At 66.3% G+C, this 16624-nt stretch carries 15 protein-coding genes; 4 read left to right on the top strand and 11 right to left on the bottom strand.

Going from position 1 to position 16624, the window contains the following annotated elements:
- Positions 1–57: 57 nt before the first annotated feature.
- Positions 58–975, bottom strand: coding sequence for a hypothetical protein (locus ACFFGN_RS17510; protein WP_380048771.1), 918 nt, complete (start codon positions 973–975; stop codon positions 58–60).
- Between the two features lie 372 nt (positions 976–1347).
- Here ACFFGN_RS17510 and ACFFGN_RS17515 point away from each other — a divergent pair, with 372 nt between their 5' ends.
- Entirely contained in the window at positions 1348–1770 is a 423-nt protein-coding gene (locus ACFFGN_RS17515; RefSeq protein WP_380048773.1) for a type II toxin-antitoxin system PemK/MazF family toxin, read from the top strand.
- 119 nt (positions 1771–1889) lie between these two features.
- Here ACFFGN_RS17515 and ACFFGN_RS17520 read toward each other — a convergent pair whose 3' ends face one another.
- The 4 genes from ACFFGN_RS17520 to ACFFGN_RS17535 form a co-directional block, all read right to left on the bottom strand.
- Positions 1890–3653 carry a VanW family protein gene (locus ACFFGN_RS17520; RefSeq protein WP_380048775.1) on the bottom strand — a complete coding sequence of 588 codons (1764 nt, stop codon included), beginning with the start codon at positions 3651–3653 and terminating at the stop codon, positions 1890–1892.
- A 67-nt stretch (positions 3654–3720) separates the two neighbouring features.
- Positions 3721–4218, bottom strand: coding sequence for a flavin reductase family protein (locus ACFFGN_RS17525; RefSeq protein WP_380048777.1), 498 nt, complete (start codon positions 4216–4218; stop codon positions 3721–3723).
- A gap of 9 nt (positions 4219–4227) precedes the next feature.
- Complete coding sequence (gene mshB / locus ACFFGN_RS17530) at positions 4228–5139, bottom strand: N-acetyl-1-D-myo-inositol-2-amino-2-deoxy-alpha-D-glucopyranoside deacetylase (protein WP_380048779.1); 912 nt, start codon at positions 5137–5139, stop codon at positions 4228–4230.
- Between the two features lie 36 nt (positions 5140–5175).
- Positions 5176–5937: a helix-turn-helix transcriptional regulator gene (locus tag ACFFGN_RS17535; protein WP_380048781.1), complete on the bottom strand. Its 762-nt coding sequence runs from the start codon at positions 5935–5937 to the stop codon at positions 5176–5178.
- 119 nt (positions 5938–6056) lie between these two features.
- On the opposite strand from ACFFGN_RS17535, the gene ACFFGN_RS17540 reads away from it, so the two are divergent.
- A complete protein-coding gene (locus tag ACFFGN_RS17540) occupies positions 6057–8426 on the top strand; it encodes an ATP-binding protein (protein WP_380048783.1) in 2370 nt (789 codons plus the stop codon).
- Between the two features lie 75 nt (positions 8427–8501).
- Here ACFFGN_RS17540 and ACFFGN_RS17545 read toward each other — a convergent pair whose 3' ends face one another.
- The 6 genes from ACFFGN_RS17545 to ACFFGN_RS17570 all read right to left on the bottom strand — a co-directional run bounded on the left by ACFFGN_RS17545 (position 8502) and on the right by ACFFGN_RS17570 (position 15377).
- Positions 8502–10214 (bottom strand): ABC transporter substrate-binding protein, encoded by a 1713-nt coding sequence (locus ACFFGN_RS17545; protein WP_380048785.1) that lies wholly within the window; start codon positions 10212–10214, stop codon positions 8502–8504.
- Between the two features lie 173 nt (positions 10215–10387).
- Positions 10388–11428, bottom strand: coding sequence for an ABC transporter ATP-binding protein (locus tag ACFFGN_RS17550; RefSeq protein ID WP_380048787.1), 1041 nt, complete (start codon positions 11426–11428; stop codon positions 10388–10390).
- A gap of 29 nt (positions 11429–11457) precedes the next feature.
- A complete protein-coding gene (locus ACFFGN_RS17555) occupies positions 11458–12525 on the bottom strand; it encodes an ABC transporter ATP-binding protein (protein WP_380048789.1) in 1068 nt (355 codons plus the stop codon).
- Positions 12526–12567: 42 nt separating this feature from the next.
- Entirely contained in the window at positions 12568–13572 is a 1005-nt protein-coding gene (locus ACFFGN_RS17560) for an ABC transporter permease (protein WP_380048791.1), read from the bottom strand.
- Positions 13573–13575: 3 nt separating this feature from the next.
- Positions 13576–14622, bottom strand: a complete 1047-nt coding sequence (locus ACFFGN_RS17565; RefSeq protein ID WP_380048793.1) for an ABC transporter permease — start codon at positions 14620–14622, stop codon at positions 13576–13578.
- Between the two features lie 128 nt (positions 14623–14750).
- A complete protein-coding gene (locus tag ACFFGN_RS17570; protein ID WP_380048795.1) occupies positions 14751–15377 on the bottom strand; it encodes a (deoxy)nucleoside triphosphate pyrophosphohydrolase in 627 nt (208 codons plus the stop codon).
- 137 nt (positions 15378–15514) lie between these two features.
- Here ACFFGN_RS17570 and ACFFGN_RS17575 point away from each other — a divergent pair, with 137 nt between their 5' ends.
- A complete protein-coding gene (locus ACFFGN_RS17575; RefSeq protein ID WP_380048797.1) occupies positions 15515–15808 on the top strand; it encodes an Rv0250c family protein in 294 nt (97 codons plus the stop codon).
- Positions 15808–16608, top strand: coding sequence for a succinate dehydrogenase subunit SdhC (gene sdhC, locus ACFFGN_RS17580; protein WP_380048799.1), 801 nt, complete (start codon positions 15808–15810; stop codon positions 16606–16608). The genes ACFFGN_RS17575 and sdhC overlap by 1 nt, the downstream gene beginning before the upstream one ends.
- Positions 16609–16624 lie beyond the last annotated feature (16 nt).

Raw genomic sequence — 16624 nt, forward strand, 5'->3', positions numbered from 1 at the left:
GCCGAACAAGTAGCCTGACCACCCCACACCAACCCCGTCCGTCAAACCGGGTCAACTTCACCAGTTCGGTTTCGGCGTAGCCGTAAATCCGGTGAGTAGGGCAGAGACGCTTATCGGGCGGCGGGCGTAAAGTCCGCAGTTGTTGTAGAAGTCGCGGTAATTGACCTTGTTCCACGCGGCTACCGAGCCGACCCAATCACCGCGTTCACCGCTTGCGTTCAGCGAAGTCGTTGATGTTCCCGACGCGCTCCAGGAACCGTTGACGGTGTCCTTGAGACCAACGCCAAGCTCATGATCTACGCCATACTTTTGAGAGACCGTGGCTGGCGCGTCAGGCGTCCCGAAGACCCTGGCGAAAAACTCGCCTTGCGCATAATGCCAGGCACCAGGTCGCGGCGACACGCACGGAGCATCGGGACCGGCCCACGCCTTCGACATGGGAGCCACAGGTAGTGCTTGTGGGCCATTGCGGTCCGTCACCCGCGGCTTGGAACCGAGATCGAAGTGAAGCTGATCCTCAGCGATGTCATCACCGCCGGCCAGCGCGGCGCCCCAACCGTTCGCAGCCTCGTACTTCGAAGAGAAGTTCCAGGTTGCCTCACTTTCACCATCGGTGACCTGAATTTCGAAGTGCACGATGCCATCGGACGCCACGTGGGCTTTCGATAACGTCCGAGGATCGACCGTCGCCGCAAAACTTCCATTGCTGTCGACAGAATCCAGATAGACGACCGGCACGTCTAGGTCGACGCCATCGGGAGCCTTGGCAAGGACCTCGTTATTAGGCCATACCTTCACCAGCACTCTGGCATTCTGCGCCGACAGCCCGTTTTGCTGGACCGTACCCCGAGCGACCACTTGAAGCTCGTTGACGTGACCCGGTGCCTGCGGACTAGCCACAGCAGGCGAATTCAATGGGGTCATCGCGACGCAGGCCGCCACAGCGACCATCGCGGTCTTGCGGCTAAACCTCACGACGCCCCCGGTGAACTCCCTGATTACGCTGGGATGGCAGCGCGCTCTGCAGCATCTTGGCGGCCGGGGCCACTGCACGCTGTGAGCACGATTCCGGTAGCGAGTAGCTGCTTGCGTGCGGACTGCGTCTCTCGTGTACAGACAATGTGAACCTCCTGATCGGGCGGAAACGCGACGCCGGAGGTGCGTTTGAATCTCCCCCAGCAACGTCTCAGAACGCCTCCACCATGTCCGATCACGACGGGGTGTAACAGATACAACTCATACAGCCAGCCCATACATCTACTTGTATGAGCAGATGCGCTACTCATACACGCCCACCGATATCAGCAGTTTCGCCTGGTGGAGCGGCTGGGCGGTTAGGGTCGGGGGATGACGGAATCGTATGTGGGGGATTTCGAGGGTCGGGTTGAGCTGGAGTACAGGCCGCATCCGGATGACGGGGTGGCCGATCCGGGTGAGGTGGTGTGGACCTGGGTGCCGTTCGAGGACGATCACAGCCGGGGCAAGGACCGGCCGGTGCTCGTGGTCGGGCATGACGGGCACTGGTTGCTGGCGTTGATCCTGACCAGCCAGGACCACGACCGGGACGCCGCCGACGAGGCGCGCCATGGCCGGGTCTGGCAGGACATCGGCAGTGGCGCGTGGGACCGGGAGGGCCGGCCGAGCGAGGTCCGGCTGGATCGGGTGCTGCGGATCGACGCGAAGGACGTACGGCGCGAAGGCGCGGTCATCGACGAGGCGACGTACGCCGTGGTGGCCGAAGGCCTGCACGGTCTCCGCCCTCGCCCATGAACCTCTAGCAAGACCCACGCGCCCGGAACCCCGTGCGCGTGCGGCGGCTGCACCCTGAGCCCATTGAGCACCGGAAAGACTGTGGCCGTAGTCCCGAGGGACTACGGCCACAGTGTGGTTCAGCGGTCGGTACCGGCCGGCTTTTCGTTGTTCGGCGGGCCCGGGGTTGTCGGGGGCTTCGGCGGCTGGGGCTTCGGCTCACACTTGATCAGGTCTGCCGCGTTGTAGTTCGTGGTGAACGACTCGGTCTTGACCCGGGTGCCGTTCTTTGCGAAGTAGCGGTAGATCTTGATGTCGAAACCGGTCGTCGGTGCCTGCGGACGGCAGCCCGGCTCGGTGTTGTAGACGGTGCCCGGCGAGCGGAAGTTGTACCGCTCGGAGGCACCGGCGGTGATGTCCCAGACCTTGGTGCCCCAGATCTTGACCGTCAGCGCGCCCTTTTTGCCCGGCGTCGACTTGGTGAAGATCGTCTCGACGAAGATCCCCTTGCCGGAGTCGTTCTGGAAGCGCAGGTCCACCGACGGCCATGCCACGGTGGCCTCCCGCCCGACCGGGTAGCGGTCGATGTAGACACTGTGCGCCTTGTGCTCGACGTCCTTCAGACCGGCGAAGAACGCCGCGTTGAAGGTGGTGGTGGCCGACTGCGAGACGCCGCCACCGAGATCGAGCACGAACTTGCCGCCGTTGATGATGTTGCCCTCGGTGAAGCCGTTCTCCCGGGTGCGCTCACCGACGATCTTGTTCAGGCTGAACATCTCGCCCGGCTTGAGCAGGGTGCCGTTGATCTTGCGCGCGGCCGTGCCGATGTTGACGTTGCGGTACTCGGCGTACGGGAAGTAGGTGGTGTAGGCACCCATCACTTCCTTGATGCCGAGCGCCTGCGCCTGCTCGGTGGTGAACTTGGCCTTGCTCTTGCCCAGGCCGATCGAGACCTTACGCTCACCGGCCGGCTTGGGCAGCGTCGCGAGAATCGCGGGCACCACCTTGTCCCGGGCGACGATCTGGCCGTCAACAGCCGGTACGACCTGCGGCTTGCCGCCGACGATCTTGAAGCTCGCGTCCGTCGCCTCGGTCTCGAGGTTCTCGAACCGCTCCTTGAACAGCGGCTCCAGCTTGGCCGCGTCCAGTGACGGTACGACCTTGCCATCCGCGTTGCCGGTCAGCTTCAGCGCCGGAGCCAGTTCGGCCGGCTTCAGCTCGACGAACTTCTCGCCGACCGTGAGGCGGATCGGCCCGGACATGGCGGGCTCGGCGTACTCCTTGAGGGCCTTGGCGATGTCCGGGTTACCCGCGCCCGGCTCCGTCACGTCGGCAGGCAGCGCGATCGGCTCGCCCGCGAACGGATACCCCTTGGTGATGGCCTCGGCGGCACCGGCCTTGTCCAGCGTGATGCCGGCGGCCGGCTGGTGCTGCACCGGCGTGACGCCTTCGAAGGTGATCGAGCCCTCGGTAGCGGGCTGGTCGATCAGCTTCGCGACCCGGCCGATGGCCGCGTCCAGCTTGGTCTTGTCGGCGATGACAACGGGTTCGACCGCCTCGCCGCCGGTCATCACCTGCCACATCCGGCCCGGGTTGAGACTGCGGCCCGCGCCGGCGGCCTCGACCGTGGCGTCGACATCCAGGCGCAGGCCCGCGTCGGCGGGCTTCAGCGTGACCGTCTTCTCGCCGGCCTTGAGTTTGAGAGGCGTGTCCAGTTTGTCCTTGACGGCCCCGGTCAGCTTGGCCTTGGCCTCAGCCTCGGACAGACCGCCCAGGGACACACCGAGAACGGTTGTCTCCCCCGGCACCTTGTCCCCGGTAAAGGCGTAGGCCGCCCCATAGCCGACCGCAAGAACTCCCAGCCCCGCCGCGGCGATAATGCCCGCGAGCTGCTTTCTCCCCACCGGACAGAGTCCTCCTGCTCGAACGCGATCAATGCAACGCCCCATCGTACGGTAGTGCGGGGGCCGCTCAGGTCACAGACCGGTATTTACCGGAAAAATAAGTCAGCGCGCTTTCCTGCGTGCCCTCGCCCAGCGCGAGCACCTCCCCCACCACGATGGTGTGGTCACCACCGGGATAGGTCGCCCAGGTCCGGCACTCCAGCCACGACAACGCCCCGGAAATCACCGGGCAGCCGGTAATCGGACCGGGGGTGGTCGGCACACCGTCGAACTGCGTGTACAGATCCCGGCCGGAACGGGCGAACCGCTCGGCCAGCTCGCATTGCCCGACGCTGAGCACCGAGACGGCCCACGAACCACTGGCCAGTACGGCGTCGTGCATGCGCACGGCCTTGTCGACGCAGACCAGCACCAACGGCGGATCCAGCGAGACCGAGGTGAAGGCGTTGGCCGTCATCGCGTGCGCGACACCGTCCTGCCGGGTGCTCATGATGGTGATCCCGGTGGCGAACCGGCCGAGCACCGACCGGAATGCCTTGTCGTCGATCCCGCCGGGTGCCGTCACCCCCGCAGTTTAGAGGCCCGCGAAGAGGTCATGTTCGCGCCCGTCCGGCCCGGGAGACGCGGTGCCCTTGGCCAGCACATACTCCTCGTTGCCCCAGACCTCGTTGCCGTTGTTGTTCGACAGGGCGAAGAACGGGCCGTCGAGCGTGATCTGGGTGGCGTGCGCCTTCATCGCGCTCATCTTCTGGTCCACGAAGGACTCGCCCTCGATCACGCAGGTGATGAACCGGTCCGGCGTGACAAAACGCGGCAGCGGCCCATCCGGATCCATGCCCTCGAACGTGGTGGTGTCCCCGGACTCGCGCAGTTTGCGCAGGCTGTCCCGCAGGCCGGTCTCACCCATCGCGTTCCAGTAGATCTTCGCGATGTCCCAGGCCGGGCCGAGATCCTCCCGGTACGACGGAACGGCGGCCAGCGCGGCGGCGTACATCGCGACGCGGTGGGCCTGGACGTGATCGGGATGGCCGTAGCCACCGAACTCGTCATACGCCACCAGGACCTGGGGGCGGATCTCGCGGATCACCTTGATCAGGTCGTCCGCCGTCAGCAGCAGATCGGCCTGCCAGAAGCTGTCCGGGCGGGTCTGTGGCGGCACGGCCGCGTTGCCCTCGGGGTCGTAGACCATGCCGGTGTCGCGGTAGCGGCCGGGCTCGCCGAGGAACCGGTGGTCGGTCACCCCGAGCTCCTTCATCGCGGCGGCCAGCTCGCCGATCCGGTGCTGCCCGAGCCCGTCGGTCTGGTCGGAGGCCAGATGTGCCAGCTCGGGCACCAGCACCTCACCCTCCTCGCCGAGGGTGCAGGTGACCAGCGTGACGTGCGCGCCTTCGGCCACGTAGCGGGCCATCGTCACGCCGTTGTTGATGGTTTCGTCGTCCGGATGGGCATGCACCAGCAGGAGCCGGCGGTCAGGAAGTGCGCTCATGACCTTCAGCGTACGTCGGGCTTCCGACAGTTTCTTTCAGCCGTAGCGACGGGCCAGCTGCACCCCGGCCTGGAACCGGGATCGCGCTCCCAGCGCCTCGGTCAGCCGGCTGATCTCCGCCCGGACCGTGCGCAGCGACAACCCGAGCCGGCGCGCGATCGCCTCGTCCTTGGCACCGGTCGCGAGCAGCCGCCCGATGCACTCCTGCCGTTCGGTCAGCTCCTCCACCCGCGGCTGTGGCGTCTCGTCCGCGCCGAACGGCAGACTGCACTCCCAGACTCCGTCGTACATCTCGCAGAGCAGGCCGACCAGCCGGGTGTCCTCGATCAGCATTCCCCGCCACGAAAGCGCGCCGTCGGTCTCGACCGGCGGCTGGATGACCAGGGCGGTCAGCCGGTCGGCGATCACCATCGTCGCCGAGACCGCCAGGAACGCCCGCGTCTCCTCCTGGTCCGGATCGGTGCCGAACGCACGGCCCGACAGCGGCGCCACCTGGTGAATGGTCCGGGCCCGCACGCCCCGGGTACGCCAGCCGACCACGGAGTGTGACCGGACCGGTGGCAGGTCGGCGACCATCGCCATCCGCTCGGTCAGGCAGCTCGCGTCCAGCAGGTCCAGCTCGGCACGAATCTCGGCCCGTCCGTCCAGCCAGCGCACGCCCCCGGCGGCGGCCGGCGCCTCGAGCGCCGAAAGAGCCGGCCCGCGCACCTCCGCCGCGGTCATTCGCGGGGTCATCGTCAGCATGCCGTCCTCCGCCGGTCTGGCCGGGTCGAGCACCTCTATCTGGTGCAGTGTCATCCGCTTCTCCTCCCCAGTCGGTCAGCGAACGCCTTAAGTCTCAGACAGGGGACGGTGAGGTAACAGGTACAACTCGTACAGTTCACCCATACAATCGCGGCGTTTTGCGGAGGGAAGCGATGGAATCCCAGTTCGCAGCCCTGTTACGGCGCCATCGGCAGGCCAGTGGTCTAACCCAGGACGAGCTGGCCGATCGCTGCGGTCTCAGTCAGGAGGCCATCAGCACCCTGGAACGCGGGACCCGGCGACACCCCCAGCGGAGCACCTTGCTGGCCCTCGCGGACGCCCTTGAGCTGGACCCGGATCAGCGCGCGGCGCTGGAAGCCGCCGCTTCGCGCAGGGGCCGTCGAACCAGTGCCCGAGAGGCGCCGAAGGCCTCCGTCCGGCCTCGGCAGCTCCCCCTTGCCGCCGGTGATTTCACCGGCCGGGCGACGGAGCTGCGCCAGATCGCCGATCACCTGAGTACGACGGACCGTGACGCGGCCGTGGTCGCCGTGACCGGCATGGGCGGTATCGGCAAGACCACCCTGGCCGTACACGCAGCCCACGCGGCGTCCGGCCGGTTCGACGACGGCCAGCTCTACCTGGACCTGCGCGGGTTCGGCCACGGCTCGCCGCTGGAGCCGCTGGAGGCCCTGACCGCGATCCTCAGCACCCTCGGAGTGGCCTCGGAGGAGCTACCGACCAACCTCGGAGCCGCCGTCGCGCGGTACCGCACGTTGGCGGCGAAACGACGGTTCCTGTTCGTGGTCGACAACGCGCTGGACGCCGCTCAGGTGCAACCGCTGCTGCCCGTTACCGCCGGCAGCGCCGCGATCGTCACCAGCCGCCGGTCGCTGTCCGGGCTGGACGGACTCCACCTCCAGCTCGGCGTACCACCGGTCGGGGAGTCGATCGAGCTGCTGCAAACCGTGGCCGGCCGCGACTTCGGACTGGAACCGGCCGCGGCCGACGTGGTGGACCAGTGCGGCGGCCTGCCGCTGGCGGTCCGGATGGCCGGGGCCCGCCTGGCCTCACGGCCGAACTGGCCGGTCCGGCATCTCGCGGATCGCCTCGCCGACGAACGGCGCCGCCTCGACGAGCTGGAGATCGACCACGCGGGCGTGCGGGCCACCCTGGCCCTGTCCATCGAACAACTCGCCACCAGCGAGGACCCACTCGACGTACGGGCCGCGAGGTACTTCGCGCTGCTGGGGCTCGCGGACGGTCCGGACCTGAGCGTGCGACTCGTAGCGGCTCTTGCCGACTCGAGTGAGGATGAGGCTGGGACGGTCCTTGGGCGGCTTGTAGACGTTCACCTGCTCAGTAGCCAGGGGACGGGCCAGTACCGGCTGCACGACCTCCTACGCGTCTCTGCGATGGAGTACGCCGAGCAGGTGATCACCCAGGCCGAACGGGCCACAGCCCGCGACAGGTGGCTCGAACGGGTGCTGGCCGTCGTATGGCGTGCGAGCGAGTTCGCCACTCACGGACAGACACGCGAGACCTGGCTGGATCCGGCCTGGCTGAAGCCGTCGCAGGACCTTACGAGTGAGGCCGAGGTGTTCGCCTGGCTGGACGCCGAACAGCCCGCCTTGGTCGACACCGTACGACGCACCGCCGTCGACTCCCCCGCCGTCGCGATCCGGCTGGCCATCGGTCTCAACGCCTACTGCGCGGAGCGGAAGCTCTGGCTGGACTGGTTGCACGTCAACGAGGCCGTCGTGGAATTGGTGGCCGCCGGCAACGACCCGATCGCCGAGGGCGTCGTCCGGCACGATCTCGGCGCCGCACAGGCCGAGCTCGGGCAGTTCGAGCTCGCCTCGGAACACCTGCGACTGGCGCTGGCCGCCGCCGATCGAAGCGCGGACCACGGCCTTCAGGTGCTGTGCCTGAGCAGCCTCAGTCACGCCCTCGAACGCCTCGGCCGATACGCCGAAGGCATTCCGTACGCCGAACGCGCCCGGCGACTCGGCCTGCGCATCGGGCATCCCGGCCGGACCGCGTACGCCTGTCTCGCGCTCGGCATGCTCTACCTGAAGACCGGCGACACCGGCCGGGCCCGCGACCGCTTCGACGAGGCCCTCGCGCTCGGCGCGGCGGCCGGCCCGCGCGGCGATCACGGCATGATCGCGCTGAACATCGGCGTCGCCTATCGCGAGGCCGGCCAGTACGGCACCGCCGCCGGGGCCCTGCAGCAGAGCCTGGCCCTCTTCCGCGCCGCCGATCGGCCGTTGGCCGAAGCCGAGGCGCTGAACGAACTCGGTGTCCTGGCCTTTGCCCTCGGCAACCACTCCGAGGCGGTGCTGCATTACAGCGAAGGCCTCGCGATCGCCGGCCAGTACGGCGACTGGTTGCGCGAGGCCACCATCCGCCGCCACCTCGGCGAGGTCCACCAGGCCCAGGGCCACCCCACCGAAGCCCGCCGCGAATGGCGCCTGGCCCTCACCATCCACCAATCCCACGGCATCCGCGCGACCACGCTTGAAGAGCTGCTCGCCGCGCGGTGAGGGGGCAAAGGCGAAGGGCGGTACCGGAGAACCGGTACCGCCCTTGCTTGTCTAGCTAGTGGCTAGAACCTCGGATCAGCTGGCCTTCTTGAGGCCGATCTGGGTGAGGTCCGGGATACCACCGGTGTTCGGGTCCGGGAACGCGCTGTCGATGTTGCCACCGAGCACGTACACGTTCAGGTCCTTCACGGTCGGGACCAGCGGAGCCGTCTGCATGATCTCCTTGTACAGCGCCGACCAGTCCTTGACGGCCTGGTCCTTGTCCTTGACCAGCTGGACGGCCTTGAACTTGTCGAAGCCGACCAGCGAGCGGCCGTAGTTGTTCTGCGCGGCCTTCGGCGTGGCGGACGTGGTGTCCGGGCCGAGGACCGGAGCGACAACGGACGCGATGCTCGGGTAGTCCGGGCACCAGCCGGCGGTGATCAGGTCGCTCGCCGACGCGTCGTTCTGCTGCGTCGAGTAGTAGTTGTCACCGGGGATCTTGCGGATGTCGACGTTGATGCCGATCGCCTTCCACGCCTGCTGCGCGGACTCAGCGGCCTTGACGGCCAGACCGGAGTCAGCCGTACCGAGGGTCAGCTTCTCACCCTTGTAGCCGGCCTCCGTCAGCAACGCCTTCGCCTTGGCCTTGTCGCCGGCCGGCGGGGCCTGGAAGATCGTGTCGGCCTCGTAGCCCTTCATGTCCTCGGGAACAACCGAGTCGACGATCGCGGCGAGACGCTCGCCACCACGGGCGGTCTGGTACGCGACGCGGTCCAAACCGTAGTACAGAGCCTCACGCAGCTTCTGGTTCTTCAGCAGCGGCTTCTGCTGGTTGAAGGCGATGTACCGGCGGCACTGGTCGGCGCCCTCGATAACACGGTCCTTCACGTTCGCCGAGTTCGTCTTCGGCAGGTTCTGCGGCTGAACACCGCTGAAGCTGAACGAGCTGGCGTCCGCGGTGCCGTTCGCGATCAGGCGCTGGTCGACGACGGCCTCGTCGTCACCGAACTTGAAGACGAACTTGTCCGGACGCGCGTTGCGCAGCGTGTCGCTCTTCTGGTCCCACTGGTCGTTGCGGACCAGGACCAGTTCCTTCTTACGCGTGTAGGTCTGGATCTTGTACGGGCCCGTCGAGACCGGACGCGCGTCGTACTGCGTCTTGGTGTCCTTGTCCTGCGGCACCGGCGAGAAGTTCTTCATCGAGGCGACCATGTCGAACTCGGCGACCGGGCGCTGCAGCTTGAAGACGATGGTCTTGTCGTCAGGCGTCGTGATGGCCTCGCAGCCCTTGCCGCCGTTGTTGCCGGCCGGCGAGTACGGGCCGACGTAGCCCTTCTGGCAGGCGATCATTTCCTTCGGGTACGGCGAGCCCTCGGACAGGTCCGGGGAGAAGCCGCGCTCGACGTTGTACTTGATGTCGGCGGCCTTGACCGGCGTACCGTCTTCGTACTTCAGGCCGTCCTTGAGCGTGAACTTCCACTCGTCAAGCCCGTCGTTCGACTCCCACTTCTCAGCGAGGTCGGGCACGAGCTCGGTCTTCTTGGTCTTGCCGTCGTACTTGAATTCGGTCAGCGTGCGGGTCAGCAGCTTGCCGATGGCGTTGGAGTTGGTGACGAAGTTCCGCACCGGGTCCAAGTGCTCGACGTCATCAACCAGGTAGACCGTCATGGTCCCACCCTTGAAGCCTTCACCACCGGTGTTACCGCCACCGCCGGTGTTGTCATTTCCCCCGCCGCATGCCGCCAGCGTCAGGGTAAGCGCTAGACCGGCGGCAATCGCCGATCCGACTCGCTTGGCGTGAGCCATGCCTGTCCTTCTTTCTTCGTACGTCGGGCGCCGGGTTACGGCGGCCTGAGAGTGGAACGCCCGTCATCTACTCACGGATCAGGGAACCGAATCAACGACTGTACGGTCCCAGTGACCGGATCGTGATCGCTTCCTTGTCACATGTAGACCTCATCAGCTACACGCTGTTGCGGTCAGATGACATCGCGTTCTTCCGGGAAGTGGCACGCCGCCGAATGGCCCGGCGCGCCGATCTGCAGCAGCGGGGGCTCCTGCTCGGCGCAGATGTCCTCCGCTTTCCAGCAGCGGGTGCGGAAACGGCACCCACTGGGCGGGTTCAAAGGGCTCGGTACGTCGCCGGTGAGGCGAATCCGCTCACGGCGCTTGACCGAGTCCGGGTCCGGCTCCGGCACGGCCGACAGCAGCGCGTGCGTGTACGGGTGCCGCGCATGGTTGTACAGCTCGTCCCGCTCGGCGATCTCGACGATCTTGCCGAGGTACATCACGGCCACCCGGTCCGAGATGTGCCGGATCACCGAGAGGTCGTGCGCGACGAACAGGTAGGCCAGGTCGAAGTCGTCCTGCAGGTCGTCCAGCAGGTTGACCACCTGGGCCTGGATCGACACGTCCAGGGCCGAGACCGGCTCGTCACAGACGATCAGCTTGGGCCGCAGCGCCAGCGCCCGCGCGATCCCGATGCGCTGCCGCTGACCGCCGGAGAACTCGTGCGGGTAGCGGTTGTAGTGCTCCGGGTTCAGGCCGACGCGGGCCATCAGCTCCTGGACGGCCTTTTTGGTGCCCCCCTCGGTCTTGATGCCCTGGATGTCGAACGGCGCGGCGATGATCGTGCCGACCGTCTGGCGCGGGTTCAGCGACGAGAACGGGTCCTGGAAGATGATCTGCACGTCCCGCCGGAACGGGCGCATCTTCTGCCGGCTCAGGTGGGTGATATCCGTGCCCTGGAAGGTGATCGTGCCACCCGTGGGCTCATCCAGCCGGGTCACCAGGCGGCCGGTGGTGGACTTGCCACAACCGGACTCACCCACCAGGCCGAGCGTCTCACCGACGTTGACGGTGAAGTCGATGCCGTCGACCGCCTTCACCGCGCCGGTCTGGCGCTGGAAGATGATGCCCTGGGTCACCGGGAAGTGCCGCTGCAGGCCCTTCACCTCGAGCAGCACGTCGCCCTTGACGGGCTTGGCACGCTCGGTCGCCTCCGTCGTCGAAGTGGTCACAACATCTCCTCGTGCTTCCGATCCGGAGGTCACAGGTTCGGCTTGATCTGCTCGATGAACAACTGCTTGCGCTTCTCGCTGGGAATGTGGCAGCGAGCAGCGTGCGCGGTGGCCCCGATCTGGAGCAGTTCGGGCACGTCGCCGGTGCAGGAGCCATCCGTGGCGTATTCCCGGAAATCACAGCGCGGGTGGAACGGGCAGCCGGTCGGCAGGTTGATCAGCGAGGGCGGCGCGCCCTTGATCGACTTCAGCCGGCCACCGCCACCGGTGATCCGCGGGATCGAGCCGAGCAGGCCCCAGGTGTACGGGTGCTCGGGCCGGTAGAAGATGTCCCGCACCGCGCCGGCCTCGACCACGCGGCCGCCGTACATCACGACCAGGTCCTCGGCCATCTGCGCGACCACGCCGAGGTCGTGGGTGATGATGATGATCGCGGAGTTGAACTCCTTCTGCAGATCGTTCATCAGGTCCAGGATCTGCGCCTGCACCGTGACGTCGAGGGCCGTGGTCGGCTCGTCGGCGATCAGCAGCTTCGGGTCGCACATCAGCGACATCGCGATCATCGCGCGCTGCCGCATACCGCCGGAGAACTGGTGCGGGTAGTCGCTGTAGCGCTTGTCCGGCGACGGAATTCCGACCCGCTCCAGCAAGTCGATGGCCCGCTTGCGCGCGACCGCCTTGGACACGTCGTTGTGCACCAGGTACGCCTCGACCAGCTGGTCGCCGATCCGGTAGAACGGGTGCATCGCGGACAACGGGTCCTGGAAGATCATCGAGACCTCGGTACCGCGCAGGCGCCGCATCTCCTCGGCCCGCATCGAGACCAGCTCGTTGCCGTCCAGCCAGATCTCACCCTCGACCTGGGCCCGGCTGCCCTTGTGCAGGCCCATGATCGCCAGGCTGGTCACGCTCTTGCCCGAGCCCGACTCACCCACGATGCCCAGGGTCTTGCCGCGCTCGAGCTTGAAGCTCAGCCCGTTGACCGCGCGGACCAGTCCGTCATCGGTGGGGAAGCGCACCTGGAGGTTGTCGACCTCCAGGAACGCACGCCCGGTCGCCTTGTTCGGCGGAACCTCTTCGACTGCCGTGTTGCTCACTGTGGTTCTGCTCCGTCCGTACGGAAATATCGACGAGCTCGGTCAGGACAGCCGGACACGAGGATCGATCAGGGCGTAGAGAAGGTCGACGACGATGTTGGCGAAGACGATGAAGAAGGCCGCGATCAGCACGACCCCCATGATCACCGGCAGGTCGTTACCCAGCACCGCGTTGATGGACAGCTTGCCCAGTCCCTGGATGCTGAAGATCTGCTCGGTGATGACCGCGCCACCCAGCAGACCACCGAGGTCCAGGCCGAAGATGGTGACGATCGGCGTCAGCGCCGCGCGCAGGCCGTGCTTGAAGACGACCTTGCGCTCGGTCAGGCCCTTGGCCCGCGCCGTGCGAATGAAGTCCTCGTTCATCGTGTCGATCATGTTCGCCCGCGTCAGCCGGGTGTAGAGCGCCGCGAAGACCAGCGCCAGCGTGCACCACGGCAGGATGTAGAACTGCACGAAGTCCCACGGGTTGGACTGCAGCAGGCTGGAACTCGCCTGGTCGGGGAACGGCACGATCTGCAGCTTCACGATGAACACGAAGATCAGCAGATAGCCGAAGACCAGAGTCGGGAACGAGACCCCGAACAAGGCCAATCCGACACTGAGCTTGTCCAGCCACTTGCCCTTGCGTAGTGCCGCCATCAGTCCCAGCAGCACGCCGAAGAACAACCAGAGGACCGCGGCCCCGGTGGCGAGCCAGACGGTCGGTGCCATCGAGGACTTGATCGAATCCCAGACCGGCAGGCTGTTCTGCAGCGAGCGGTCGAAGCACGGCCAAGCGCAGTGGATCTCGGTGCCCTCGTTGCCGAGGGTCCGGCCGTTGGGGTTGACCAGGCCGCTCATGTAGCGGCCGTACTGCACAACCAGCGGGTCCTCGAAGCCGTAGTCCTTGTTGACCTGCGCGATCCGCTCGACCGTGCAGTCCTTGCCACAGATCAGCAGAGCGGGATTGGCCGGCGTGGCCCAGAACAGGAAGAACGTGATGACGCTGATCACCCAGAGGATGAGCACCATCTGCAACAACCGCCGAACGGTGTACCGGAACATCGGTCAGCTTCTCCCTGCACGCGGGTCGAGGGCGTCGCGAACCGAGTCGCCCAGGAGGTTGAAGGCCAGCACGACAAAGAACAGTGCCAGGCCGGGGAAGAAGAGGTAGAGCGGATCGACCTCGTACCAGTTGGAGGCGTCGGAGATCATCTTGCCCCAGGAGGCGGTGGGCTCCTTGACGCCGACACCGAGGAAGGACAAGCCGGCCTCGGCGGTGATGTACGAGGGAATCAGCAGCGTGGTGTAGACCAGCAGCGTCGGCAGCAGGTTCGGCAGGATCTGCTTGAAGATCACGTACGCCGGGCCGGCGCCGAGCGAGCGGGCCGCGTCCACGAACTCACGCTCGCGGATCGACAGCGTCTGACCGCGCACGATCCGGGCCAGATAGGCCCAGCCGAAGAATCCGAGCACGAACATCAGTACGCCCATGCGCAGCGCGTTGGTGTCCTCGACGCCGAACATGTCCTTCGCGCGGTCGGCGACGACCGGCGTCAGCGCCATGATCAGCAGCAGCGACGGGAAGCTCAGCATGATGTCCATCAAGCGGCCGAGCAGCGTGTCGACCCAGCCGCGGAAGTAACCCGCGACCATGCCGACGACGGTGCCGATCAGAACCGCGAGCACGGTGCCACCGAGTGCGACCAGCAGCGAGGTCCGGGTGCCGTAGACCAGCCGGGCGAAGATGTCGCGGCCGGTCTGCGGCTCGATGCCGAGCCAGTGCTCCTTGCTCATCCCGCTGCCCCACAGGCCGCTGTTGGGGAAACCACCGTTGGCGGTGTCCAGCAGCGACTTGCCGGATGCATCGGTCTGGTTGAACTCGTTCGGGCCGAAACCGCTGATCTTGACGATCAGGGGCGCGAAGATGGCCACCGCGATGATCAGGATGATGATGCACGCACTCGCGATCGCGAGCTTGTCCTTCTTCAGTCGGGCCCAGGCGATCTGGCCGAGTGAGCGGCCTTCGATCTGCTTGGCCTCGGCGGTCTCCGCGATGTGATCAGACGGCAGGCCACCTTCTGGCGACTGGGCTTCAGTTGCCCCCAAGGTCATGTGATTCGCCAGTCCTTCCGGATCAGTTCGAATGGCCTCTGCCTCGTCGCAGCGGACCATCGGGCACCTTACGTATCTCGCTGATTGGACGCCACTTCGCGGCTTGGTCGAGGCCGAATCGTGACGGATCAGATTTCAGTCAGTATCACTTCGCGTACGCGCGGTAAAAAGGGTAGGTCGGGCAGTAACCAAGGCAACTGCTCGAGCTCTTCCGCAGCGACCCAGCGCAATTCACTGTGCTCGGTCGCTTTCGGCTCACCGGCCAGCAGCCGGCCCGCATAGACCCGCAGCACGAACCGGTCACCGATCGGCTGATCCGCACCGAGAGCGGCGCCGACCTCGACCTCGACGCCGAGTTCCTCACGGATCTCACGCACCGCAGCCGCGTGATCACTCTCGCCTTGTTCGACCTTGCCGCCGGGAAACTCCCAGCCGCCCGCGGCGCCGGCCCGGGCGGGACGATGCGCCGCAAGCACCCGGCCGTCGCGGAACAATGCGACTCCCACCACGACCTCGCGGTCGCCGTACGACGAATTCACGAAAGGCAACTCTGCCAGAAGAACAGGAAATAGTTGCCCTGCGCCACGATTTACCGTGGTCGAAAAGTGCCAGTGGCACCAGAATGCACCGCGGGGCGCGACGGGAATCCCGCGGAAGGGCTCAAGTGGCCGTTCCGGATACCGCCCGTGGCCGGGTCCTGGCAGCGTGCCACGATGGCCGCCATCGCGGCCCGGCCGGTACTGGATATACGCCATTACTCCACCTCGACAGCAGCGCGCAAATTAGGTGTCCCTAACTAGAAACACGCCGTGCCGAGAAGTCTTCCGAAAGACGCCGCGCCACGGCAGAGTGTCCAGATACTCACAGCAACACTTTCCTTACTGGAGTCGGCATGGGCGACGGCAACACCACCGTGGCAGCTGTGCAGCGCGCTCTCGAGGCCCTGCACAACAGCGTCGGGAAACTCAGTCAGACCTACGGCGACACTCTCGGCGTACGCCGGCTGGTCTCGGACGTGGCGCGGCTGAGCGATGATCTGGCCGAACTCGGCCCACCCGACCCCCGCCGCAGACCCGGACCAGTTCCGACCGAACTCGAGGAGATCCCCGACGTGGAATACGACGCGTCCATGTGGACCGACGCGGAGCATGAAGGCTTCGGCGCACCGGACCGGCACGCCCCCTGATGACGACTGGAATCAACGCACCCGGTCGCGCTTCGATCGGGCCGAAAACGCTGCGCACCGACCGCTGGTGGCTCGCGCCGCTGCGGATCGGGGTGATCCTGGGCTTCTTCGTCGTCTACGCGACGGTCCGGATCTTCATGAACGAGTGGTACTGGGTCAATGACTTCCATTACCTGACACCGCTGTACTCGCCTTGTGTGAGCGCCTCGTGTGTGGAGGGCTCGAGCCATCTGGGCACCTGGTTCCCCCAGTTCCCCCGGTTCGTCCCGCTGAGCATCATCACGTTCGCCGTACTGGCCGGCTTCCGCGGTACTTGCTACTACTACCGCAAGGCCGGCTACCGCTCGCTGTTCTTCGCGCCGGCCGCCTGCGCCGTACCGGAGCCGCACAAGAGCTACACCGGCGAGCGCAAGTTCCCGCTGGTCGTGCTGAACCTGCACCGCTACTTCTTCTACGGCGCCCTGGCCTTCGGTGTGCTCAACCTGTACGACGGCGTGCTGGCCTTCCACGGCAAGGACGGTGGCTTCGGCATCGGGCTGGGCACGTTGATCATCTGGATCAACCTGGTGATGCTCTGGCTGTACACGTTGTCGTGCCACGCGTGCCGGCACATCGTCGGCGGGCGGCTGAAGAACTTCTCCAAGCACCCGATGCGCTACCGGTACTGGACCTTCGTATCGAAGCTGAATCCCAAGCACGGCACCTTCGCGATGATCTCGTTGTTCACCGTGATCCTGACCGACGCCTACATCATGTCGGTCTCGGCCGGCTGGTTCTCCGATCTGCGCTTCTTCAACTGAATCAGGACTCGCACCT

The sequence above is a fragment of the Kribbella deserti genome, from assembly GCF_042434725.1.
Classification (GTDB): Bacteria; Actinomycetota; Actinomycetes; order Propionibacteriales; family Kribbellaceae; genus Kribbella; species Kribbella deserti.